A 23343-nucleotide genomic window follows, 5' to 3' on the forward strand; every position below is an offset into this window, starting at 1 on the left:
TTGTATAACACTTTTTACAACCCCTCTCAGTCATCACAATTTTCCTGTCATAACTTCCGAAAATAAATTAAAACTACTTATCTAATATTTATTGCTATAAATGCCAGACAGCTCACATCAAATAACTACCTCTCTTTTTTATTAAAAAAGCTAATACTCAATCAAAAACACTCAAAAGATAACAACTAATGGCTATAAGCTTAACTCTATTTAATACCGATTATATTAAGTAATGTGTTATTAAGTAATGTGTTATTAAGTAATATGTTATTAAGTAATATATTCTAAATTTTGTGTAGGAAAAATAGTTCAATTCAAGGTGAAAATGACGGTTCCCGTTACGAAATTTACACCGAGGAAGAGGGCTATTTTAACAAGTAAAATAGATCAGTTAATTAGTGTGATTGGCATCATTAGTATTTAAAAAGAGACCTCGGCACGCTCGCCTAATCCAACTAAACGATAACGAGGTTTCACAAAGCTAGCATGTACAACGCCTAAACTTTTATCGAATGAAACAGAAATATTAACAATTTCCTTAAATTGATGGTTTGCTTGAAGAATAATTTCAACACTATGTGTGTCGCTATCATTGGTCAAACTAACTCTCTCAAAATTAATAATCTGATTGTTGAGCATTAAATGAGTGCCTTGCTTAAGTGTTTTTTTAATCACACTTTGTTGCTCGTTTTCACTTAAGTTTTCAGGCATTACCTTCTCAATATCCCCCATTAACCAAGCTTGATTATTTTGTAATCTAGAGACTAAATAGTTCATATCGGTAATAATTTTCACTTCAACTTGTCCGTCTCTTAAAATGACTTGAGCACTTGTTTCATTTAAAACATGCGCCTTGATTGGAGCACTGAACACTGTCATTCCGCAAACGAGTAAAAATACTAAACAAGCAAATTTAAAATCTTTTAATAGGTACATATTAATCCCTTACATCATTACAAAGGTAAATATTCAGTAGTTATTTTGAAAATTAAATAATCATTCCTCTAATAATTATTAGAAGAACTTTTGAATATGTTATTTTAATTTATAACAACAGGTTGATGGTTACTTAATTGAGAATCCCTACAGAATGTCCCCGCCTGAACTTTCCCTCCATTACTGATTGTTTTTTGTTTAAAGTCGTAACAATGTTCACTCTTAACTGATGGACTATAAGTCGTAAAGTAATCTTCCCCTTGATATGAATAAGTCATCGTTCGGCTGCCATCTTCCAATGTAGTATATTTTAGGTTTTCAACGCCACCAGCCGGAGGCTTAAGATCCGCTCTTATTTTTTGTGTATCGCCACTCAAAGGGGCAACTCTTGGTAATTTACTGGTATCAACTTCCCCAACTAAACATTGAATAATGTAAGGTGCCGTTGATGATGTTTGATAACGATAGCCAAAGATTTCATCAGTTTGCCCATTACAGACATCTAACTCACCTTGTTTAATATCGCTGCCATCCGGATTTTTATCGCCATACAATGGATAACCATCATATGCCCAACCAATAATTGCACTACTTGTTTGGTTTTTCATCGTATCGATCATACAAGTAGGTGAAACATGATAGTGGTAGTCATCACCACGACCTGAGTGTCCTCCACAATTATCCAATTGACCAAGGGCTAAAGTATCGTGTTTTGCATCATATTCACTTACATCTAATTCTCCCTGTGCTGAATAATCATATATAGGCACACCATTTACAGCGACGCCTACTGCTGCATCAATGGTAGTAATGTCTTTGGCTTTTTTAGGATTTAATTTTACAGGTGCCGCATAACCTTCTGCAGGTACAGGTACTTGTTCATTAGTACCCGTAATGCCATTCATTAATTCATGCTCAGGATAAGTAGAAGAAGTGACATAAGCATAATCATCGTCACAAGTAACAGAAACTTCTTTTTCAAACTCAGCTTCATTAATAGAATCTTTGATAACGTCACATCTGATAGCACTAACATTAGATGTTAAAACGCTTGTTTGAGAATTATTTAGGGGTAGTTTTTGTGGAGATGCCTCTTTGCTAGAGAACTGTTCTACATCTTTATTCAAGTTATTTTTTTCATTTATACGAGCATAACTCACGTTCATTTCAGCAGAACCTAAGGTAATATTTTGTATCGCAGATAAAAGCGTATTCCGATCAATTTTACTTTGAGTATTTAAAGTAACCGCATCAGATAAAGCATAAATCGTATAAGTATAGTTTTTATACCCAGGCCCTTGAGAACAAGGCGGACTGTATTCGTTTAAATCATTTAAATTATTAGAGCCCATTTCACCAAGTACTTGATCACTTTCAACTTGCACGTTACTTGCATCAATATTGAACATATTCCAATATGAATGCACGCCATCTAGTGCGTTGTGATACATCATTAATGCATAATACTTCGTTCCTTGTGGCGCACCGTACCAACTAAGAGGAGGACTAATGCCTTCACCGTCACAGGTATATGTATTCGGTAAATGGCCTCCGTCGTTCATTACAGAACTAGTTAATACAAAACTATTTTCATTCGATTTTAGTAACGAACCTTGATGACTAACATCACAAGCACTTAGTATAAACGAGCATGCTCCAACCAATAAAAAGACCTGTGAATTTTGCATCATTTAAAACTCCAATAAATTAACATGACATATAAGATAATTAACTTTAGCTAGAATAATGATTAAATGTGTGGCAATTATGTAGATGAGATTATATTAATTAAAACTAAGTCTTACCCCACTTCCATTTTAAAATGAAAAATATAAAACTAATGATGATGAGCAAAAACTTTATATTTCAATCTATTGAGAGATTATATTCGAAGAGTTTAGGGTGTTTTTCATTTGTAATGAAAGCATGGATTAGAATAAGTTTAAGAAAACAAAGACAGAGAGTTAAACTCTACAAACAATAAAGTCCCGGGACTTTAAAAGCATCGGGACTTTATTTTCAAATATGGTGCCCGAGGGCGGACTTGAACCGTCACTCCTCTCGGAAACGGATTTTTAATCCTGATAATTCAATTTTTTACAGCAATGCAGAGAAGCTAACCATTTGTTTTAATTGATTTAAGTTGTTTACGGTTTATTTAAGTTTAAGGTGGTTTACGCCAAATTTACGCCAAAAATAAGAGCGTTCTACTGTTAAAAAGTTAAATGAACTTGTTACCGATAAAGCTTCATAATATGATTTAAATAGTTTAATTAAATCATAAGGTAATGGATTATCTCTTACTCACCAGTTTCTTACTCATGTTCTCAATGCGACTTTACTAGTAGCGAAAGTTTGGCTTCCTATGAATATGTAGGAAAGGCGGAAAAAGAGCCGCAAATAAGAAACATTTGGTGTAATCAATGTGAAACGACCAAGCAAGGCATTTTTCCATATTCAAAGATACACACTACTCTCAAACAAGAGGATGCAATCTATGATATTAAACTTTTGAAAAATTCAATTTTTTACCGTTTTTCCACACAAAAGAAAAAACAAGTACATGAACAACAAAAGATAATTATGGAAGAAGAGAAAGTAATGCAAGCTAGGGTAGATTACTTCAAGTCCTCACATTTTAAACCTAAATGCCTTTCATGTGGTTCCCATAATATAAAAAGACTAAAACCTTTTACTTCTTATATGAATCATTATTTTTCGATATCTATGTCTGACATATCACCTGAACCAATGGGAATAACGCATTCTTGTGGTGGTGAAATAGAGGCAAGTATAAAAGCTCGGTATAATTTTGGAAAAAGCTATACCCCACCAGTCATTGAATTTAATGAAAATGGGGTAATAATGAATAAGACTCGCGAATAACTATCCCTCTTTTTAAAACCTATTATTAAAAGAAGTCTCATTTGAGTTCGTATCTCCGTCACCATTCTTAGTATTAGGTAGGTGGGCTGTTTTAGCTTTGAAATTAATATCACTCCATTTCAACGTCAGCATTTCAGAACGTCTAGCACCCGTTGTAATAGCCATTAAAATTAACAGGTATAATTGGTCCCATTTTGAGATTTTAGCAGTGGAAAATAAGCTTGATAGCTCACCATCATTTAAAAACCGAGTTCTAGCATTATTTTCAGTGTATTGACGAATGCCTTTTACGGGATTGTAATCTATATCAAATTCATCAGACAAATAGGCATACAAAGAGCCAATCGCTGCTTTATATCTATTTAATGTTGCAGGAGCCTTCTCATTAGATAAAGCCTTTAACTCTTCTTTAATTTGTTGGCGTGTCACTTTACCGACAGGCTTGTCACCAAATATAGAAATCCAATGTTTTAAACGTTGGTGTTTACTTGAGTCTTTTCCAGTATCTTGATCTAGGAATTGTGTGACAGCGTCAAAAAAACTTAAAGTGGTTAAACTATGGTTAGTTAAACTATTGGCTAAATCATTATCCACCAGCAGTAACGCCATAAATTTTTGAGCATCTTTTTTTATTTTGAATGATTTAGATATACGTTTACCTTCTCGCATAAATTCTACGCGATAAGTTGTATTTTTTTTGCCTTTACGGACTTGAAGAGTTGCCATTATATTTCCTTTACGCCAAATTACGCCAAAAACGTAACTGAATATCAGGAAACAAAACTATGTTGACTTGTAACTTTTCTTTAACTAGTTGACTAGACTAGGAAAAAAATGGTGCCCGAGGACGGACTTGAACCGTCACTCCTCTCGGAAACGGATTTTGAATCCGTCGCGTCTACCAATTTCACCACTCGGGCTGAGTGACAAGGATTATACCTATGGTTCTTCTACAAACAAGGATTTTCAATCACAAAAAGTGTAAGCGATTAAAAAGCAATCGATCTTTGCCTGTAAAGAATCAAAATCATACTTAAATAAATAAAATGCCAAGCGATTAGTCATTTGTTACACTGTTTTTTCAAACTTTTAAGGGATTATCATGGTCAAGCATAACAATACAAAAACAGCAGAGTTGAGCCTAGCAGAACAATATCAAAGTTGTGAGCGTGCATCATTTTTTAAACGTTTAGGTGCCTATATCTACGATTTATTTGCGCTTGGTGCCGTATTAATGCTGGCAACGATATTAGCATTAATAGCGGTTGTCATTGCCAATAAAGTCGGTGCTATTGATTTAAGTGTTTATAAAGATACTGCTGATTATTTAGGACAAAGCTTAGTTTTCTTAATTTACTTATCCCTTGTCATTATTGGTTTTTTTACTTATTTTTGGAGTCAAGCAGGCCAAACTATCGGCATGAAAGCATGGCGTTTACGAGTGCAAAATAGCGATGGTAGTAATATCAGTTTTACTCAGGCTTTAATCAGGTTATCAACATCTGCTTTTGGCTTAGGTAATATTATGGCCTTGTTAAAAGACCGCAATGCTTTTCAAGACTTATGGGGAGAGTGTGAAGTGATTGTGATGACAAAAGAATTAAGTAATTGGAAAGGTTTTAAAGGCATGGCATTTATGGATGAAGATAAGCAATAAAGCATTTTCACTAGGCAGTGTTTACTAGTTGATTACTAAGTAGAAAGCACTTACTTGGTAATCATTACTAGACAATCATTACTAGACAATCATTGCTAGGCAGTCATTACTTGCTAAATCTATTTAGCGATAGAAGTCGTAATTTAACGCCTCACTATATGTGCAACAGTCAGTTACTAGATATTTACCATTAATAAACGTCTAACAACTGGCTGCTCATTATTTTTCTAAGTTTGTTTTCTTAATAAGTACATCGCAATTAGCAATACCAATATACTTGGTAATACCGCCCCTAATATAGGGGGTAAACCAAAGACTAAACTTGCAGGTCCAAACAACTCTCCAGACACATGGAATGCAAAACCACTCGCAATCCCAAAGATTAAACGAGTTCCCATTGGAACAGTTCTTAGCCCACCGAAAATAAATGAAACAGATAGCAACATCATGACGACTACAGTAAAAGGCAATACGGCTTTACGCCAAAGCGTCAACCAATACGTATTTGCATCTTGATCATTACTTTCTAAGTAAGTGATATAGCCATATATGTCACGCATTGACATTTTATCTGGTTCACTAATAATAACTTCAAATTTTTTCGGTGTTAATTCAGTTTTCCAAGTAAATTCAGGAAAGCTTTCAACGGCTGTTTTATCTTCAAAGAAAGTGGTTTTGCTGACATCTTGTAATAACCAAGATCCCCCTTGGTAAGTCGCTTTATTGGCAACCATTGCATATTCTAATGTTAAGTCTTTAGTGAAAAAGTAAAGTTGTACGTTGTAAAGTTCAGCTTTACTATTCATTCGTCCAATACTGATAAAAGAATCAGCATCTTTTGCCCAAATCCCATATTTATTCTCAACTTTTTCACTGCCATTTCTTAACTGGTCTCGCATAAAGTAAGCTTCTTTATCGGTTTGAGGTGCAACAAACTCCCCTAATAGCATCACCGCAATAACCATTGGTATTGCCGTTTTCAATACTGAGTTTGCAATACGAAACTTAGACATACCAGCAGCTTGCATGACGACTAACTCACTACTACTTGCCAATGAACCCAATCCAATAAGTGCGCCAATTAAAGCCGCCATAGGAAAGAACAATGCGATTTCTACAGGCATTTTTAATAGCACAAAGTAAGCAGCAGAAAAGACAGTATAAGCACCTGTTCCAACACTTTTCATTTGCTCTACAAATTTAATAATGCTGCTCAAACCAATCAATACAAATAGGCTTAAAAATGTTGCGGCAAAGATAGTGCGGCCAATGTATCGGTCTAAAATACCCATTTATTTATCCACCTTAGCCGGTTCAGCCTTTTTCGATTTTTCTTTTTTCGGCTTAACATTAAACTTTCCGATAGTTTGTAAGTGCAATACGACACCAATAGCAAAGAATAATATTTGTACCGCCCAGATACCAAAATAGGGAATAGCACCATCTTCAATCAAACTCTTTGAAGCACTTAATAATAAGAAGAAGCTTAAATAGAGCGCTAAAGCCGGTAATAGTTTTGCATAACGCCCCTGACGAGGGTTAACTTTAGCCATAGGAACGGCCATAAAAGTAATTAATAATATAGAAACAGGAATAGCAATACGCCACTGCAGTTCAGCCTGAGAACGCGTATCGGTAGCACCAATTAATGCAGAAGTAGGTAGAGCATCTACTTTACGTTTTTTGCTTTCAACAGCTTCATTAGCAATATGTACTTGGTAGGTAGAAAACTGTGAGTTCTCAAATTCATGCTTACCCACAATACCAGCGTAACGTTGGCCATCTTTTAAGGTTAACCAGGTACCATCTTTTTTATTGGCGACATTACCGGTTTTAGCGGTGATCACAGAAGGGGATATCCCCTCTTCTTTTGGCCAATGGGCCGCAAAAACATTTACGAGCGTTTTATTTTTTTCATACTTTTCAACATAAACCACCCCACCATTTCCAGAGGCTTTATGAAAACGTCCTTCGATTAAGGTTGCCGTTCCGGCGTTGGCTTCTGCTTTTTCAATAACTGAAACCATTTCATCTTCAGCTGCAGGTGCCAAATATAAGCTATTAAAGCTAGCAAAAACAAACGTAAACAATGACAACATCAATGTTGCTTTCAATACTTTATTAGGACTGTAACCACAAGATGTTAACGCCACCATTTCACTTTCACTGTGTAGCCGACCATGCGCAAATAATATCGCAAGGTAGAAACTAATAGGTAACATTAACGTTCCCAAGGTGGGCATGTTTAAATATAAAACCGTTAATACTAAATTTGCAGGTATCACGCCATTAATGGCGAGAGCGAGAATGCTAATAAATTTTTGACTAACGAATATGAGAACTAAAACAAAGAGAATGCCAACTTGGCTTTTAAATGTTTCTAACATTAAATAACGAAGAATAATCAAGCTGATCTCCAATGTAAAATAAGATGCTACAAAAGCGGTAAAATAGTGGATTAAGCAAACAATTGCGGTAAAATTGCTATTTTAGTAAGTTTATATTACGTTTCAAGATCCACAATAACCAATGATAACTGCATTTTTACAAAAATAGCACAGTTAATCTCAATATAATCGTTTTAAGGATACATATGGAATTTCTCGTAAAAAGTGGTAGCCCAGAAAAACAGCGCAGCGCATGTATTGTTGTTGGTGTCTTTGAACCTCGACGTTTATCTCATGCAGCTGAAGTTTTAGATGAAATCAGCGAAGGTTATTTAAGTGCATTATTACGTCGCGGTGATATTGAAGGTAAAGTGGGACAGGTATTATTTTTACACCATGTACCTAACGTATTGAGCGAAAGAGTATTGTTGGTTGGCTGCGGTAAAGAGCGAGAGCTAACTGAAACACAATACAAACAGATTATTGAAAAAACCATTTCGACATTAAATGACACAGGCGCACTTGAAGCCGTTTGTTTCTTATCTGAATTGCATATTAAAGGTCGAGATACCTACTGGGCAGTTCGCCAAGCAATAGAAGCAACACAAGATAGCCTATACAATTTCGACCAGTTTAAAACCAATAAAGACAATACACGACGTCCATTACGTAAATTAACGTTTAACGTACCGAGTCGCAAAGAATTAACGCGTGCTGAATTAGCATTACAACATGGATTAGCTGTATCAGCAGGTATGAAGTTATGTAAAGACTTAGCAAATATGCCTCCCAATATTTGTACTCCGCTGTATTTAAGCCAACAAGCACAAGAACTTGATCAACGTTTTGATAAAATAACAACCGAAGTGGTTGATACAGAACAAATGAAAGCATTAGGCATGAACAGTTACTTAGCAGTAGCACAAGGTTCGGCTAACCCAGCTTACATGTCGATTATCAATTACCAAGGTGGCCCAACGGATCAAAAGCCAATTGTATTAGTGGGTAAAGGGTTAACTTTCGACTCAGGTGGTATTTCATTAAAACCAGGTGCTGGCATGGATGAAATGAAATACGACATGGGCGGCGCTGCATCAGTCTTTGGTGCATTAGAAGCCATTGCTCAGCTAGACTTAGGTATTAACGTGATTGGTGTCATTGCAGGCGCTGAAAATATGCCATCAAGCAAAGCATACCGTCCTGGTGATATCCTAACAACGATGGCAGGCCTCACTGTTGAAGTATTAAACACTGACGCTGAAGGCCGCTTAGTATTATGTGATGCATTAACTTATGTAGAACGTTTTGACCCAGAATGTGTTATCGATGTTGCGACCTTAACAGGCGCTTGTATTATGGCATTAGGTCATAACATCAGTGCACTAATGAGCCCGCATAAAGGCATGGTTCATGAGATTTTAGGTGCATCAAACCAAACTGGTGACAAAGCATGGCAGTTACCAATGGATGATGACTTCCAAAAGCAACTAGACAGCCCATTTGCAGATATGGCAAACATTGGTGGTCGTCCTGCTGGTTCAATTACAGCGGCTTGTTTCTTGTCTCGCTTCACTAAAGCTTATAACTGGGCACATTTGGATATTGCCGGCACAGCTTGGCGCTCAGGCGCAAATAAAGGTGCGACTGGCCGCCCTGTTCCGTTGTTAACACAATTTGTGATTAACCGTAGCGAACAAGAAATAGCGGAACTAGACGTCTAAATGTCAACTATTAACAACAAGTTGAATCAATAATGAGCCAAGTTATCTTTTATATTCATTCTGAGGATACTTTGGTTTCAACAGCTGAAGCAAGCTTGCCAACATATTTTGTGCAAGCTTGCCAACTAGCGTCTTATTATTACCAACAAAATAAAAAAGTATTTATTTATACTGAAAATCAACAAGATGCTTTTACCATTGATGAATATTTATGGCAATTTGATGGTGACAGCTTTGTACCGCATAATTTAGTAGGAGAAGGCCCACGTTATGGGTCTCCGGTTGAGATCAGTTGGCTTGCTCCACAGCATCCACGCGCTGTATTAATTAACCTCAGCCAAAACATTCCGGAATTTAATTTAAACTTCCAACAAATTATTGATTTTGTGCCAGCACAAGAACAACTAAAAATTAATGCGCGAATGCGCTACAGTGCTTATAAAAAATTAGGCCACACCCTCTCTACTCAAGATGTTAAAACAGCATCCCAAGAGTTAACTAACCAGACAGAAGACAAATGATGGAAAAGATATACAACCCAAGTGCGATTGAGCAAAAAAATTACCAAACCTGGGAAGAAAAAGGTTACTTCAAACCACACGGCGATACTGATAAAGAAAGTTTCTGCATCATGATCCCACCACCAAATGTCACTGGTAGTTTACACATGGGTCATGCTTTCCAAGATACGATCATGGATACGTTAATCCGTTATCAACGTATGCAAGGTAAAAACACGTTGTGGCAAATGGGAACAGACCATGCAGGTATCGCAACACAAATGGTTGTTGAACGTAAATTATTTGCAGAAACAGGCCAAACGCGTAAAGAGTTAGGTCGTGAAACTTTTATCGAAAAAATCTGGGACTGGAAGGCAGAATCTGGCGGTAATATTTCTCGTCAAATGCGTCGTCTAGGTACGTCTGTCGATTGGGATCGTGAACGCTTTACCATGGATGATGGCCTTTCTGAAGCCGTTAAAAAGACCTTTGTTGATTTGTATAATGATGACCTTATCTACCGTGGTAAACGTCTGGTTAACTGGGATCCTAAATTACAAACAGCTATTTCAGATTTAGAAGTAGAAAATAAAGATGTTAAAGGGTTTATGTGGCACTTCCGATACCCGTTAGCTAATGGCGTTAAAACAGCCGATGGTAAAGACTACATAGTAGTAGCAACCACTCGACCAGAAACAGTATTAGGTGATACAGGTGTTGCTGTTAATCCTGAAGATCCACGTTATAAAGATCTCATTGGTCAAAGCATTTTATTACCTTTCGTTAATCGTGAAATCCCAATTATTGGTGACGATCATGCCGATATGGAAAAAGGCACAGGTTGTGTAAAAATCACCCCTGCGCATGATTTTAATGACTATGAAGTCGGTAAACGCAACAAATTACCAATGATCAACGTATTAACCTTTGAAGCCTGTATTCGTGAAAGTGCTGAAGTATTTAATACCAACGGTGAAAAGAGCGAAGATTACCCAACTGATTTACCAGCTCAATTCCAAGGTTTAACACGTGAAGCTGCACGTAAACTAGTGGTCAGCCAATTAGATGCATTAGGTTTATTAGAAGAAGTTAAAGACCATGATTTAACAGTGCCTTACGGAGACCGTGGTGGTGTTGTGATTGAACCAATGCTAACAGACCAATGGTATGTACGTGTTGCACCTTTAGCTAAAACAGCAACAGAAGCGGTTGCTAATGGCGATATTAAATTTGTACCGCAGCAATACGAGAACATGTACAACTCATGGATGAATGATTTAAATGATTGGTGTGTTTCTCGTCAACTATGGTGGGGACATCGCATCCCAGCTTGGTATGACGAATCAGGTAAAGTTTACGTAGGACACGATGAAGCGGCGGTTCGTGCTGAACATAACTTAGATGAAAGTGTTGTTTTAAACCAAGATGATGACGTATTAGATACGTGGTTCTCTTCTGGTCTTTGGACATTCTCTACATTAGGCTGGCCAAACCAAACCATGGATCTTAAAACCTTCCACTCTACTGATGTATTAGTAACAGGTTTTGACATCATCTTCTTCTGGGTTGCGCGTATGATCATGATGACCATGCACTTTATGAAAAATGAAGATGGTACACCGCAAGTTCCGTTTAAAACCGTTTATGTCACCGGTCTTATCCGTGATGAGAATGGCGATAAAATGTCTAAATCTAAAGGTAACGTATTAGATCCTTTAGATATGATCGATGGGTTAGATCTTGAAAGCTTAGTGACGAAACGTACTGGCAACATGATGCAACCACAACTTGCGAAGAAAATTGAAAAAGACACACGTAAAACCTTTGCTAACGGTATTGAAGCACATGGTACGGATGCACTACGTTTCACATTAGCGGCAATGGCCTCTACAGGTCGTGATATCAACTGGGATATGAATCGTCTTGAAGGTTACCGTAACTTCTGTAATAAACTATGGAATGCAAGTCGTTATGTATTAATGGATGCGGAAGAGCAAGATTTCGGTTTTGGTGAAAACAAAGCAATGCAATTTAGCCTTGCCGATCGTTGGATTCAAGGTCAATTACAAAATATGATCAAAGAGTTCCGCCAAGCATTAGACACCTATCGTTTTGATATCGCGGCAAATATTCTTTACGATTTCATCTGGAATGAATTCTGTGGTTGGTACTTAGAGTTAACTAAACCTGTTTTATTCAAAGGCAATGAAGACGAGCAACGTGGTACTCGCCATACATTAATCAGCGTATTAGAAACATTATTACGTGTTGCACATCCAATGCTACCGTTTATGACCGAAGAAATTTGGCAACGTGTGAAAGCAATCACAGGTCAAGGTGGTGACACTATCATGCTTGAAGCTTACCCTGAATATGATGCAGCGCAGGTTGATGAACAAGCCGTGGCTGACCTAGAATGGGTTAAGCAAGTGATTGATGCAGTGCGTAACATTCGTGGTGAAATGGATATCAGCCCGAAAGTACCACTAAACGTGTTAGTTAAAAATGCAAGCAGTGAAGATACACGTCGCTTTGCTGATAACGAAGCGTTTTTAGCGGCATTAGCAAAACTAGAAAGTGTTACTTTTGTTGCTAAAGGTCAAGAAACACCAGCGTCTGTTACTGCTTTAGTAGGTGGCCTAGAGTTGTTGATTCCAATGGCAGGTTTAATTGATGTTGAAGCTGAGCTAGCACGTTTAGCGAAGCAGCTTGAAAAAGCAACGAAAGAGCTAGATAAAGTATCAGGCAAGTTAAGTAACGAACGTTTTGTGAGTAATGCTCCAGAAGCAGTTATTACTAAAGAAAAAGCGAAACAAGCTGAATACCAAACAACTTGCGACAAACTAAATGAGCAAATTGAGACAATCAAAGCGCTTTAATATAATGATTAATTAGTTTGATATTAACTAAGTAAAAACTAAAAAGGGACTTAATTTAAGTCCCTTTTTTTATGCTTTCTATTTATTTTAAACTTCATTTTAACTAAATAACCTCCGCTCTGGATAAGCAAAGCGATACCACACCGCTATGTCCGCGGATTTCTGCGTTAAATTATTTCTCAATAACCCGTCATTGCTTAAATAATTTGCCTTGAACTACGCAAAACTAACGGCACTGCATAGCAAAAAATAGTACCTTCTGATTTTAAATATAATTCCACTTTCATTAACCAGAGTTGAGGTTAAATTAAAGTTATTGTATTAAAGGCGATACCCGTTAACGTTCAAGGTACTTTGTTCAGTCGTTAGCTTGGACTCCAAATCAAGGCACAACATAATGACAATGACGAGTCCTTATCGAAGGTTGCAACGCAAAGTTAGTTTTCAAGCTAACGAGTCAGAAGGCAGCAGTGAAATAAACATCTTCGTTGTTCGAAAGTATCGATTTAACCCATTAGATCTTCCTCTACCTGTCTAGAATCAGTTCACTTCACTGCTTGCTGAATTTTGCATCTTGAATGGTAATGGGTATATATTCAAACTAATACATAAATTAACAAAAAAAGTATAACGCTCAATACGCTAAACTGTCCTACACTGATTTTACTTTAAATTTTTAATGACAAGAACATGCATCGATCAAGCACTTTAATACTCACTCTATTTACTCTCACTTTTTCAGTATTCAGTTATGCAAAAGAAGAACTCCGCTCATCTGTTTTACCATCAAAAATAATTGTATGGCAGCATACCGTTGATAATCCAACTAAAATAATTATGGTCATGCTCAAACAAGCACTTGATATTACAAAAGCAGAGTATGGTGATTATGACATCATTTCTTCAATACCAATGGAGCAAAGAAGGGCTGTCTCTAAACTATCTAAAAAATATAAAGGAAAGTTAGATATCGCTCACCTTGCAAGTAGTGCGAGTAGAGAAAAAGGCGCGATTGCAGTCCGTATCCCATTGATTGAAGGGTTGCTAGGTTATCGAGTTTGTTTGATTAGACAAAATGATCAAGATAAATTCTCTAACATTAAAAGCAAACAAGACTTCATTGATAGAAATATTAAAATTGGGCAACAACAAGATTGGCCTGATACTAAAATATTAGAAAAAAATGGATTAAAAGTTCAAACATCTTATAAGTATTCTTTATTATTTAGACAGTTAGAAAAGCAACGATTTGATTGTTTTTTACGGGGAGTCAATGAAATTAGCGATGAACTTGAACAACATGCAAATGCTAATTTTGTAGTCGAAAATAATTTACTCTTTCATTATCCGCTTCCATTATTCTTTTTTGTTAATGAAAGTCGCCCTGACTTAGCAGAAAGACTAACAAAAGGCTTAACAACACTTAAGGAAAATGGCGTATTAGCCAAGTTGGTAGAAGACTACTATAAAGATAAACTTGAAAAATTACATTTAGGTACGCGTAAGGTTTTTCATCTTGAAAATCCTTTTTTACCTGATAAATCACTGCATTCTATTAATGCTATTCCTTGGTTATCATTATAAATAAGTTATCGTTATAAATAAGTTATCGTTATAAATAAGTTACCGTTATAAATAATCAAGTAACTTCAATTAACAGAACACCATTAATAAATATCTATTAATTGAAGCTACTTAACAAACGGTCCATCGCTCGATAGTTTAATGCCTCACAAAGGTGTCCTTTAGTAATATCAGCTTGTTGCTGTAAATCAGCAATACTTCGAGCCACTTTCAACAGGCTATGCCAAGCACGAATAGACAATCCCATTTTTTCAATCGCTTGCTCTAGAAAAAGAGCATCTTCAGTGGTTAACACACAATAAATATTGACCTCTTGGCTAGATAAATAATGATTTAACTTACCTTGGCGTTTCAATTGAATATTACGAGCCACTAAAACCCTTGCTTTAATATCAGCACTTTTTTCTGTTAAATTATGTTTACCTTGCTGTGACTCAGCCAACATTCCTTTAGGTAATAAAGGCACCATAATCGCTAATGCAAAACGATCTAAAAAAGGCCCAGACAAACGATTTAAATAACGCAAAATTTGATCTGGTGTACTACGCCTTAACTGACCAGAAATATGACCACAAGGACTTGGGTTCATAGCAGCAATGAGCTGAAAATGAGCTGGAAAAGTAACTTGGTTAGCAGCGCGAGAAATAGTCACATTATGATTTTCCATTGGCTGACGTAAACTATCTAACACCTGCCTTGGAAATTCTGGCAACTCATCGAGAAATAAAACGCCATGATGAGAAAGGGAGATTTCGCCCGGTTTAGGTTTTCCACCTCCGCCCACTAATGCAACTGCTGAGGCACTATGATGCGGAGCTCGATAAGGAGGAGAAAACCAATCATCACGTTGCTTGCCACATACTGAATATACAGCTGCCGTTTGTAATGCTTGCTGCTCTTCCAAATTAGGCAATAACGTCATAAACCGCTCTGCCAACATACTCTTTCCTGTCCCAGGCGGGCCGATCAGCAATAAATTATGAGAACCAGTTGCAGCCACTTCTAATACTCTTTTAGCTTGCTCTTGCCCTAATACATCACTGAAATCAAGATGAGAATGTTTAGCTGGCGGTGCTTCACTTTGCTCCGCTGAAGGTAATGTTAATTGTTGTTGTAAAAAAGCGCAGACATCAATCAAATGTTTTGCGACAAAACCTTGTGCACCAGTTAATGCACATTCATGTTCATTATCAGTACAGACAATAACTTGTCGTTTTTGTTGTTTGGCGGCCAACGCACAGGGAATAATGCCATCTACACTTCGCAATTCACCAGATAAAGATAATTCTCCATAGCACTCAAAATTTAATATTTCAGGACACTTTATTTGATCAGAAGCTAAAAGAATGCCAATAGCGATTGCTAAATCGAATCGGCCTCCTTCTTTAGGTAAATTAGCAGGTGCTAAATTGACTGTGATTCTTTTACTCGGAAACTTAAAGTTACTATTTAAAATAGCACTACGCACCCTATCTTTAGCTTCTTTAACCGATGTTTCTGGCAACCCTACCAAAGAGAATCCCGGCAACCCTGTTCCAAGGTGTACTTCAACCTCAACTTCAGGTGCATCCACTCCTGAAATAGAACGACAAACTAATCTTGCTAATGCCATATAACTCCCTTTGATATTCATTAGTTAAAAAATTAATTAACTGAGTATTCAATCAAGTATAGAAGTCAAAAATTATTCAGCAAAAAATAGCACAACAATAAAGTTTATTACGTGAATTGATATGTAAAACTGTCACCCTAGATAACCTCAGTTCAGGACAAGCAAAGCGATACAACACCGTTTTTTCTGCGGATTTCTGCGTCAAATTATCTCTCAATAACCTGTTATTGCTTCAATAATTCGCCTTGAACCACTCAAAACTAATGGCACTGACTAGTAAAAAAGCTAACCTTATGATGTTAAATGCAATTCCGCTTTATTAACCAGCATTTAGGTTATTTAGACAATTTGGGTTTGAAATAAAGGGTATTTAAAGTGGGTGGTTCTTCACGGTATTTTTTTATATTAAATAGTATCGTATGACAACTTAAACAATAACAAATGAACCATCGATTGAGGAATTTTAGAATGAGAAGCAATAAAGAAATTGCATTAGATGCTATCGATTTAGTTACACCAGCCATACTTAAATTATTTGAACGTACTAACCGAAAAGAATTACATATTGTGATCATGGATCCTACGCTAAAACCATGGGAGTCTGACTTCGATAACGCCATTTTAGTTGAACAATCACTAGGTAACCCAAGTGAATGGACTATCCCATTTGATAAGTTAGCGAGAAAAAAAGCATATCAAGCTTGGCGTAATGGTTGCGCTAATGTTGATATTCAAACTAAGCACCCTTCAGCATTACAAGATGATGATATTTTATTTTACGGTTCTTTTGTATATGGCAATATCGTTGTAGGTTGTAGTGGTGTTGAGCAGCATTACGATATGCTAATGAGCAGTTGGATAGCATTAGCATTTGAACAATTAACCGTAGCAGAATACACAAAGAGTAAAGCTGAAACCCCAACAAAAGCGTTTAGATAATTTACTGTTATTTTGTTATTAATTCTAAAAAGGTTTCTAGCAGCTAGAAGCCTTTTTTATGTTTGCCATATAAGTCTTAATTTTTAAATATCTATCACTACAAAACACTATGATCCCCCGAAGACATGAAGGAAAGTCAAAAATAAAAGATTCACTTATTTACAGCTTTTGACCTAACTTTCTCCACCCTTTGTAGTTAATTAACTGTTGGTTTTAAAGCAACAATCACCACGAAGCGCTGCGCTTCACGAAGGACACCAAGGAAAATCAAAACATCAAAAATATTTTTCTAAAAAAATACAATATTTAGTGTCTTACTTAAATAAAAGTTTTGACCTAATCTTCTTCACCCTTCGTGGTAAATTAGCTGTAGGTTTTAAAATAACATTAACCACGAAGCGCTGCGCTTCACGAAGAACATAAAGGAAAATAAAAACATCAAAAATATTTTTTAACAATAAATACAATATTTAGTGTTTTATTTATATAAAGGTTTTGACCTTACCTTCTTCACCCTTCGTGCCATCGTGGTAAATTCGCTTTTGATTTAAAAAAACAACATTAACCACGAAGTGCTGCGCTTCACGAAGAACACTAAGGAAAATCAAAACATAAAAAATATAATATTTAATGTTTTACTTATATAAAGGTTTTGACCTTACCTTCTTCCCCCTTCGTGCCTTCGTGGTTAATTAGCTGTTGGTTTTAAAATAACATTAACCACGAAGCGCTACGCTTCACGAAGAACACTAAGGAAAATCAAAACATAAAAAATATAATATTTAATGTTTTACTTATATAAAGGTTTTGACCTTACCTTCTCCCCCCTTCGTGCCTTCGTGGTAAATCCGCTTTTGATTTTAAAAAACAACATTAATCACGAAGCGCTGCGCTTCACGAAGAACAACAAGGAAAATCAAAATATCAAAAATATCAAAAATATTTTTCTAAAAAAATACAATATTTAGTGTTTTACTTATATAAAAATTTTGACCTTGCCTTCTCCCCCCTTCGTGCCTTCGTGGTAAATTCGCTTTTGATTTTAAAAAACAACATTAACCACGAAGCGCTACGCTTCACGAAGAACACCAAGGAAAATCAAAATATCAAAAATATTTTTCTAAAAAAATACAATATTTAGTGTTTTACTTATATAAAAATTTTGACCTTACCTTCCTGCCTTCGTGGTAAATCCGCTTTTGATTTTAATAAAACGAAGCAATCCAAAGGGTGATATCAGTGCTTATTTTATATTTAACAACTTACTGGTAAATATATGCTCAACAATCTGCTTAAAAATGTGACAAAAGTTGTTTGATAAGCGCTTTTTTGCTATAAATAGCACCCTTTTAAAAATCAGTCTTGCCCCTTTTTACAAACGATTGATTGACCATCATTATTTCAGGAAGAACCCATGAACGGTGCACATTTTGTTGTACAGGCTTTAAAAGAACAAAACGTAACACAAGTGTTTGGTTATCCAGGTGGGGCAATTATGCCTCTCTACGATGCGCTTTATGATGGTGGTGTTGACCATCTACTATGTCGTCATGAGCAAGGTGCAGCAATGGCTGCAATCGGTTATGCACGTTCAACAGGTAAAGTTGGTGTTTGTATTGCTACTTCAGGCCCTGGGGCAACTAACCTCATCACAGGTTTAGCCGATGCTTTGCTAGATTCTATTCCTATTATTGCTATCACAGGACAAGTACCAACACACTTAATTGGTACTGATGCATTCCAAGAAGTTGATGTGCTAGGTTTATCATTAGCCTGTACCAAGCACAGTTTTATGGTGCAAACGGCCGAAGAATTAGGGGCTATAATCGAACAAGCTTTTGAAATTGCAACAACGGGTCGCCCCGGCCCTGTCTTAATCGACATACCAAAAGATATTCAAGTAGGTCCTAGCGTTACACACGCACTTGCTAAATTAATTAAAACAGAAAAAATGCTGGACAGTGCAATTATCCAGCAAGCTAAAACAATGATCAGCGAATCTCAAAAGCCACTCATTTATGTCGGTGGTGGTGTGGGAATGGCAAATGCAGTCAGTGAATTACGAGACTTTATTGCTAAAACAGATATACCAAGCGTGTGTACACTTAAAGCGATTGGTTGCATTAAACATGATTCCACTTATTTTATGGGCATGGTAGGAATGCACGGTAGCAAAGCCTCTAATCTAGCCATTCAAGAATGTGATCTACTCATTGCCATTGGCGCGCGTTTTGATGACAGAGTGACAGGTAAACTAGATGAGTTTGCACCGAATGCAAAAGTGATTCATTTAGATGTTGATGCAGCAGAAATTGATAAGTTACGTCAAGTTACCCTATCAATGACTGATGATTTAAAACAAGTCCTGCCAGCTATTGCAGTAAAACCGAGTATTAGCGCATGGCAACAACATGTGGCAGAAATGAAAGTTGAACACGTAAGTCGTTACGATCATCCTGGTGAACCTATTTTTGCACCGGCATTACTTCGTCAATTAGCAGAAAAAATGCCTGCTGATACAGTAATATGCAGCGATGTAGGTCAACATCAAATGTGGGTTGCACAACATATGTTCGTAGATCGTCCTGAAAATCATATTTCAAGTTCAGGTTTAGGAACAATGGGCTTTGGCGTCCCCGCCGCGGTTGGCGCACAAGTTGCTCGTCCAAATGATACCGTGATCGCTGTTTCTGGTGATGGTTCATTTATGATGAACGTACAAGAACTAGGCACGATTAAACGTAGAAAATTACCAGTGAAAATTTTACTTATTGATAACCAACGCTTAGGCATGGTTCGACAATGGCAGAAATTATTCTTTAACGGTCGTTATAGCGAAACAATTTTAACTGATAACCCAGATTTCGTAACATTAGCCAGCGCGTTTGATATTCCTGGTGAAACCATTGTGACAAAATCGCAAATAGACCAAGCATTACAACGTTTATTAAATAGCGATGGGCCATACTTATTACATGTGTCAATCTCTGAAGAAGAAAATGTGTGGCCATTAGTTCCACCTGGCGCACCTAATGACAGAATGATGGAGAGTGTAGAATGATTAATGCATTAACAATTCAAGCTAAAAATAGCCCAGAATTTTTAGAACGCTTATTACGTGTCTGCCGCCATCGAGGTTTTACAATCCAAAGCATTAATGCGGAAGTGAACGATGCACTGCAATCAACTCAAATTAATTTAACGGTTTGTAGTGAAAGAGATATCAGTCTCTTAACCAAGCAAATTGACAAAGTCGTTGGTGTTATAGGGCTCACCCTATTGCAACAACCAGAAAACATTAAAGCAAGTGCGTAAATTGTAGATTGTCCCTTTAAGGATTATCTGTTTTACTGCAACTAACTATTATTAATATCAAGGCCAAGTTACTTGGTCGCAAGCAGTTTAAGGAAATAAGAATGCCAGTTTATCGTTCAAAAACATCCACACATGGTCGTAACATGGCAGGTGCTCGTGCATTATGGCGCGCAACTGGCGTAAAAGATGATGATTTCGGAAAGCCAATCATCGCAATTGCAAACTCATTCACACAATTTGTACCGGGTCACGTACACCTAAAAGACATGGGTCAATTAGTAGCACGTGAAATTGAGAAAGCTGGCGGTATTGCTAAAGAATTCAATACAATCGCAATAGACGATGGTATCGCGATGGGTCACTCAGGTATGTTATATAGCTTACCTTCACGTGATTTGATTGCAGACTCAATTGAATACATGGTGAATGCTCACTGTGCAGATGCAATCGTTTGTATTTCTAACTGTGACAAAATCACACCGGGAATGTTAATGGCGGCATTACGCTTAAACATCCCTGTTATCTTTGTATCAGGCGGACCAATGGAAGCAGGTAAAACTAAGCTTTCAGATCAAATCATCAAACTAGACTTAGTTGATGCGATGGTAATGGGGCCTGATAAAAACGTATCAGACGAAGATCTTGAAAAAGTAGAACGTAGTGCATGTCCAACATGTGGTTCTTGTTCTGGTATGTTTACAGCAAATTCAATGAACTGTTTAACAGAAGCATTAGGTTTATCATTACCGGGTAACGGTTCAATGTTAGCAACACATGCTGATCGTGAAAATTTATTCCTTGAAGCTGGCCGCCGCATTGTTGAAATCACAAAACGTCATTACCAAGAAGATGACTATTCAGTATTGCCACGCTCTATCGCAGGTCGTCCTGCTTTTGAAAATGCAATGGCACTAGATATTGCAATGGGTGGTTCAACGAATACTATTCTTCATCTACTGGCTTGTGCGCAAGAAGCTGAATTAGACTTTACTGTTGAAGCAATGGATGAAATGTCTCGTCGTATTCCGCAACTTTGTAAAGTGGCTCCTTCTACACCTGAATACCACATGGAAGATGTACATCGCGCCGGTGGTGTAATGGCTATCTTAGGCGAGTTAGATAGAGCGGGTTTATTAAATAGCGAAATCCCTACTATCCTAAGCCCGACCATGAAAGAGCAGCTTGCTCATTACGATATAATGCAAACTAAAGACCAAGCGATCATCGACTTCTATCGTGCAGGCCCTGCAGGTATCCGTACAGTAAAAGCCTTCAGCCAATCTTGTCGTTGGGATACTGTGGATAATGACCGTAAAAATGGTTGTATTCGTTCACTAGAAAACGCATTCAGCACAGAAGGTGGTTTAGCAGTATTATTTGGTAACATGGCGGTTGATGGCGCGGTAGTTAAAACGGCTGGTGTTGATGATGATAACCTAACGTTTACTGGTCCTGCTAAAATATACGAAAGCCAAGATGATGCTGTTGAAGCAATTCTAGGTGGTAAAGTGGTTGCTGGTGACGTGGTTGTTATTCGCTACGAAGGTCCACAAGGTGGTCCAGGTATGCAAGAAATGCTTTACCCAACGTCTTACCTTAAATCAATGGGACTGGGTAAACAGTGTGCATTAATCACTGATGGTCGTTTCTCAGGCGGTACTTCTGGTCTATCAATTGGACATGTTTCACCTGAAGCAGCAGCTGGCGGTGTGATTGGTTTAATTGAAAACGGTGACATCATCGATATCAATATTCCAACACGAGCAATGGACCTAAAAGTATCTGAAGAAGTACTAGCAGAGCGTCGCGCTAAGCAAGATACTATTGGCTGGAAACCTGTTAACCGTATCCGCCCTATTTCAGCTGCATTAAAAGTATATGCAATGATGGCAACATCAGCTGACAAAGGTGCTGTGCGTGATTTAAGCAAACTTAAATAATCTACTTTTTTTAATACTATTATCCCGTTTGTAATAAATTTACAAACGGGATTTTTTTATAGCTTATTATATATGAATAATACGTAACCAGATGGCTACATAGCCTTAAATTAAACTCATCGTACTCATCTAATAACTATTTTTAATATTCTAACTTACTTCTCATTCACTGCTCTATCTTGCGCCAATGCAGAAGCAAATAACCCAGTTGGTACAGCTATTACAGCTAAACCTATCGTTAAAATAACAAATGTAAATATTTTTCCACCAGCTGTTATAGGATACATATCACCATAACCGACTGTCGTTAATGTAGTCACTGCCCACCATAAACAATGAAAAATAGATTTGAATAACTCAGGTTGTGCAGCATTCTCAAAATAATAAATCCCAACAGCCGACAAATATAATAAAATTAACACGATAAAACCAAATAAAATGAGTTCTTCTTTAACTGATAACAATGCATCTCTGAATCGCTTCAAGGCTTGATTATACCTAAATAATTTTAGTATCCGAATTAAACGTAAAAACCTAAAAATACGTATAGTGCGAAGATCTAGCCCAATGATATAGAAAGGGACTATCGCACATAAATCAACTATGCCGTAAAAACTAAAAACAAACTTTAATTTTCTTTTTGCTGTGATAACCCTTAATAAATATTCAATTGTAAATACCACTACTGTAAATAATTCTATTAAATTTAAAATTTCGCGATACGACGCTGAAAGGTTTGGCAGAGTCTCAAGTGAAAATGTCACTAAGGATAATACAATCAACAGCTGAATTGATAACATAAAGGCGACGCCATAAGTTGAATCATCTCCTTCTAAAATTAATCTTATTCTATTTTTTGATAGCATTTTATTACCTTAATTTAGGAGATATTAATACGAACTTTACCTCTTTTCTTAATATTTATATATTTTAGATATAAAAAAACCGTGTTTAACTATTAACTAGTTAAACACGGTTTTTTAAACA

General features: G+C 36.7%; 17 protein-coding genes and 1 tRNA gene. 10 read left to right on the plus strand and 8 right to left on the minus strand.

Translation table 11 applies throughout. From position 1 onward, the window contains the following. Window positions 1-420: 420 nt before the first annotated feature. Both GQR59_RS13285 and GQR59_RS13290 read right to left on the minus strand, forming a co-directional pair. Window positions 421-936, minus strand: a complete 516-nt coding sequence (locus GQR59_RS13285) for a hypothetical protein (protein WP_160063468.1) — start codon at window positions 934-936, stop codon at window positions 421-423. 104 nt (window positions 937-1040) lie between these two features. Then, the gene (locus GQR59_RS13290) at window positions 1041-2627 is read right to left on the minus strand and encodes a YHYH protein (RefSeq protein WP_236546763.1); all 1587 of its coding nucleotides are present in this window, start codon (window positions 2625-2627) and stop codon (window positions 1041-1043) included. Between the two features lie 664 nt (window positions 2628-3291). On the opposite strand from GQR59_RS13290, the gene GQR59_RS13295 reads away from it, so the two are divergent. Beyond that, window positions 3292-3822 carry a hypothetical protein gene (locus tag GQR59_RS13295; RefSeq protein ID WP_160063470.1) on the plus strand — a complete coding sequence of 177 codons (531 nt, stop codon included), beginning with the start codon at window positions 3292-3294 and terminating at the stop codon, window positions 3820-3822. A gap of 12 nt (window positions 3823-3834) precedes the next feature. On the opposite strand, the gene GQR59_RS13300 is transcribed toward GQR59_RS13295, so the two are convergent. Then, entirely contained in the window at window positions 3835-4548 is a 714-nt protein-coding gene (locus GQR59_RS13300; protein ID WP_236546764.1) for a tyrosine-type recombinase/integrase, read from the minus strand. Between the two features lie 109 nt (window positions 4549-4657). Further along, a tRNA-Leu gene (locus GQR59_RS13305) sits at window positions 4658-4742 on the minus strand. A 182-nt stretch (window positions 4743-4924) separates the two neighbouring features. On the opposite strand from GQR59_RS13305, the gene GQR59_RS13310 reads away from it, so the two are divergent. Then, a complete protein-coding gene (locus tag GQR59_RS13310) occupies window positions 4925-5479 on the plus strand; it encodes an RDD family protein (protein WP_160063472.1) in 555 nt (184 codons plus the stop codon). 227 nt (window positions 5480-5706) lie between these two features. On the opposite strand, the gene lptG is transcribed toward GQR59_RS13310, so the two are convergent. Together lptG and lptF are read right to left on the minus strand one after the other, a co-directional pair. After that, window positions 5707-6771, minus strand: coding sequence for an LPS export ABC transporter permease LptG (gene lptG / locus GQR59_RS13315; protein WP_160063474.1), 1065 nt, complete (start codon window positions 6769-6771; stop codon window positions 5707-5709). Continuing rightward, window positions 6772-7887, minus strand: coding sequence for an LPS export ABC transporter permease LptF (gene lptF / locus GQR59_RS13320; protein WP_160063476.1), 1116 nt, complete (start codon window positions 7885-7887; stop codon window positions 6772-6774). Between the two features lie 185 nt (window positions 7888-8072). Here lptF and pepA point away from each other — a divergent pair, with 185 nt between their 5' ends. The 4 genes from pepA to GQR59_RS13340 all read left to right on the plus strand — a co-directional run bounded on the left by pepA (window position 8073) and on the right by GQR59_RS13340 (window position 14550). Further along, entirely contained in the window at window positions 8073-9587 is a 1515-nt protein-coding gene (gene pepA / locus GQR59_RS13325) for a leucyl aminopeptidase (RefSeq protein ID WP_160063478.1), read from the plus strand. A gap of 32 nt (window positions 9588-9619) precedes the next feature. Continuing rightward, window positions 9620-10108 (plus strand): DNA polymerase III subunit chi, encoded by a 489-nt coding sequence (locus tag GQR59_RS13330; RefSeq protein ID WP_160063480.1) that lies wholly within the window; start codon window positions 9620-9622, stop codon window positions 10106-10108. Beyond that, entirely contained in the window at window positions 10108-12966 is a 2859-nt protein-coding gene (locus GQR59_RS13335; protein ID WP_160065191.1) for a valine--tRNA ligase, read from the plus strand. Before GQR59_RS13330 ends, GQR59_RS13335 begins: the two co-directional genes overlap by 1 nt. 690 nt (window positions 12967-13656) lie before the next feature. Next, a complete protein-coding gene (locus tag GQR59_RS13340; protein WP_160063482.1) occupies window positions 13657-14550 on the plus strand; it encodes a transporter substrate-binding domain-containing protein in 894 nt (297 codons plus the stop codon). Window positions 14551-14647: 97 nt separating this feature from the next. Here the strand turns inward: GQR59_RS13340 and GQR59_RS13345 are convergent, their stop codons facing one another. Continuing rightward, on the minus strand, window positions 14648-16162 hold the full coding sequence (locus tag GQR59_RS13345; RefSeq protein ID WP_160063484.1) for a YifB family Mg chelatase-like AAA ATPase: 1515 nt from the start codon (window positions 16160-16162) through the stop codon (window positions 14648-14650). A gap of 468 nt (window positions 16163-16630) precedes the next feature. On the opposite strand from GQR59_RS13345, the gene GQR59_RS13350 reads away from it, so the two are divergent. From GQR59_RS13350 to ilvD, 4 genes are all read left to right on the plus strand, one after another. After that, complete coding sequence (locus GQR59_RS13350) at window positions 16631-17101, plus strand: hypothetical protein (protein ID WP_160063486.1); 471 nt, start codon at window positions 16631-16633, stop codon at window positions 17099-17101. Window positions 17102-18515: 1414 nt separating this feature from the next. Beyond that, the gene (gene ilvG, locus GQR59_RS13355; protein WP_160063488.1) at window positions 18516-20162 is read left to right on the plus strand and encodes an acetolactate synthase 2 catalytic subunit; all 1647 of its coding nucleotides are present in this window, start codon (window positions 18516-18518) and stop codon (window positions 20160-20162) included. Further along, window positions 20159-20416 (plus strand): acetolactate synthase 2 small subunit, encoded by a 258-nt coding sequence (gene ilvM / locus GQR59_RS13360; RefSeq protein ID WP_160063490.1) that lies wholly within the window; start codon window positions 20159-20161, stop codon window positions 20414-20416. Before ilvG ends, ilvM begins: the two co-directional genes overlap by 4 nt. 101 nt (window positions 20417-20517) lie before the next feature. Then, window positions 20518-22356 (plus strand): dihydroxy-acid dehydratase, encoded by a 1839-nt coding sequence (gene ilvD, locus GQR59_RS13365; protein WP_160063492.1) that lies wholly within the window; start codon window positions 20518-20520, stop codon window positions 22354-22356. Between the two features lie 155 nt (window positions 22357-22511). On the opposite strand, the gene GQR59_RS13370 is transcribed toward ilvD, so the two are convergent. Continuing rightward, entirely contained in the window at window positions 22512-23222 is a 711-nt protein-coding gene (locus GQR59_RS13370; RefSeq protein ID WP_160063494.1) for an ion transporter, read from the minus strand. Window positions 23223-23343: the final 121 nt, after the last annotated feature.

Origin of the sequence: Psychromonas sp. L1A2 (assembly GCF_009828855.1) — a bacterium.
In the GTDB taxonomy this organism is placed as follows: Bacteria; Pseudomonadota; Gammaproteobacteria; order Enterobacterales; family Psychromonadaceae; genus Psychromonas.

Bases quoted from the DNA above. Each gene is read 5' to 3' on its own strand.
- GQR59_RS13285 (WP_160063468.1), bottom strand. From the start codon at position 936: ATGTACCTATTAAAAGATTTTAAATTTGCTTGTTTAGTATTTTTACTC.
- GQR59_RS13290 (WP_236546763.1), bottom strand. From the start codon at position 2,627: ATGATGCAAAATTCACAGGTCTTTTTATTGGTTGGAGCATGCTCGTTT.
- GQR59_RS13300 (WP_236546764.1), bottom strand. From the start codon at position 4,548: ATGGCAACTCTTCAAGTCCGTAAAGGCAAAAAAAATACAACTTATCGC.
- GQR59_RS13310 (WP_160063472.1), top strand. From the start codon at position 4,925: ATGGTCAAGCATAACAATACAAAAACAGCAGAGTTGAGCCTAGCAGAA.
- lptG (WP_160063474.1), bottom strand. From the start codon at position 6,771: ATGGGTATTTTAGACCGATACATTGGCCGCACTATCTTTGCCGCAACA.
- pepA (WP_160063478.1), top strand. From the start codon at position 8,073: ATGGAATTTCTCGTAAAAAGTGGTAGCCCAGAAAAACAGCGCAGCGCA.
- GQR59_RS13330 (WP_160063480.1), top strand. From the start codon at position 9,620: ATGAGCCAAGTTATCTTTTATATTCATTCTGAGGATACTTTGGTTTCA.
- GQR59_RS13335 (WP_160065191.1), top strand. From the start codon at position 10,108: ATGGAAAAGATATACAACCCAAGTGCGATTGAGCAAAAAAATTACCAA.
- GQR59_RS13340 (WP_160063482.1), top strand. From the start codon at position 13,657: ATGCATCGATCAAGCACTTTAATACTCACTCTATTTACTCTCACTTTT.
- GQR59_RS13345 (WP_160063484.1), bottom strand. From the start codon at position 16,162: ATGGCATTAGCAAGATTAGTTTGTCGTTCTATTTCAGGAGTGGATGCA.
- GQR59_RS13350 (WP_160063486.1), top strand. From the start codon at position 16,631: ATGAGAAGCAATAAAGAAATTGCATTAGATGCTATCGATTTAGTTACA.
- ilvG (WP_160063488.1), top strand. From the start codon at position 18,516: ATGAACGGTGCACATTTTGTTGTACAGGCTTTAAAAGAACAAAACGTA.
- ilvM (WP_160063490.1), top strand. From the start codon at position 20,159: ATGATTAATGCATTAACAATTCAAGCTAAAAATAGCCCAGAATTTTTA.
- ilvD (WP_160063492.1), top strand. From the start codon at position 20,518: ATGCCAGTTTATCGTTCAAAAACATCCACACATGGTCGTAACATGGCA.
- GQR59_RS13370 (WP_160063494.1), bottom strand. From the start codon at position 23,222: ATGCTATCAAAAAATAGAATAAGATTAATTTTAGAAGGAGATGATTCA.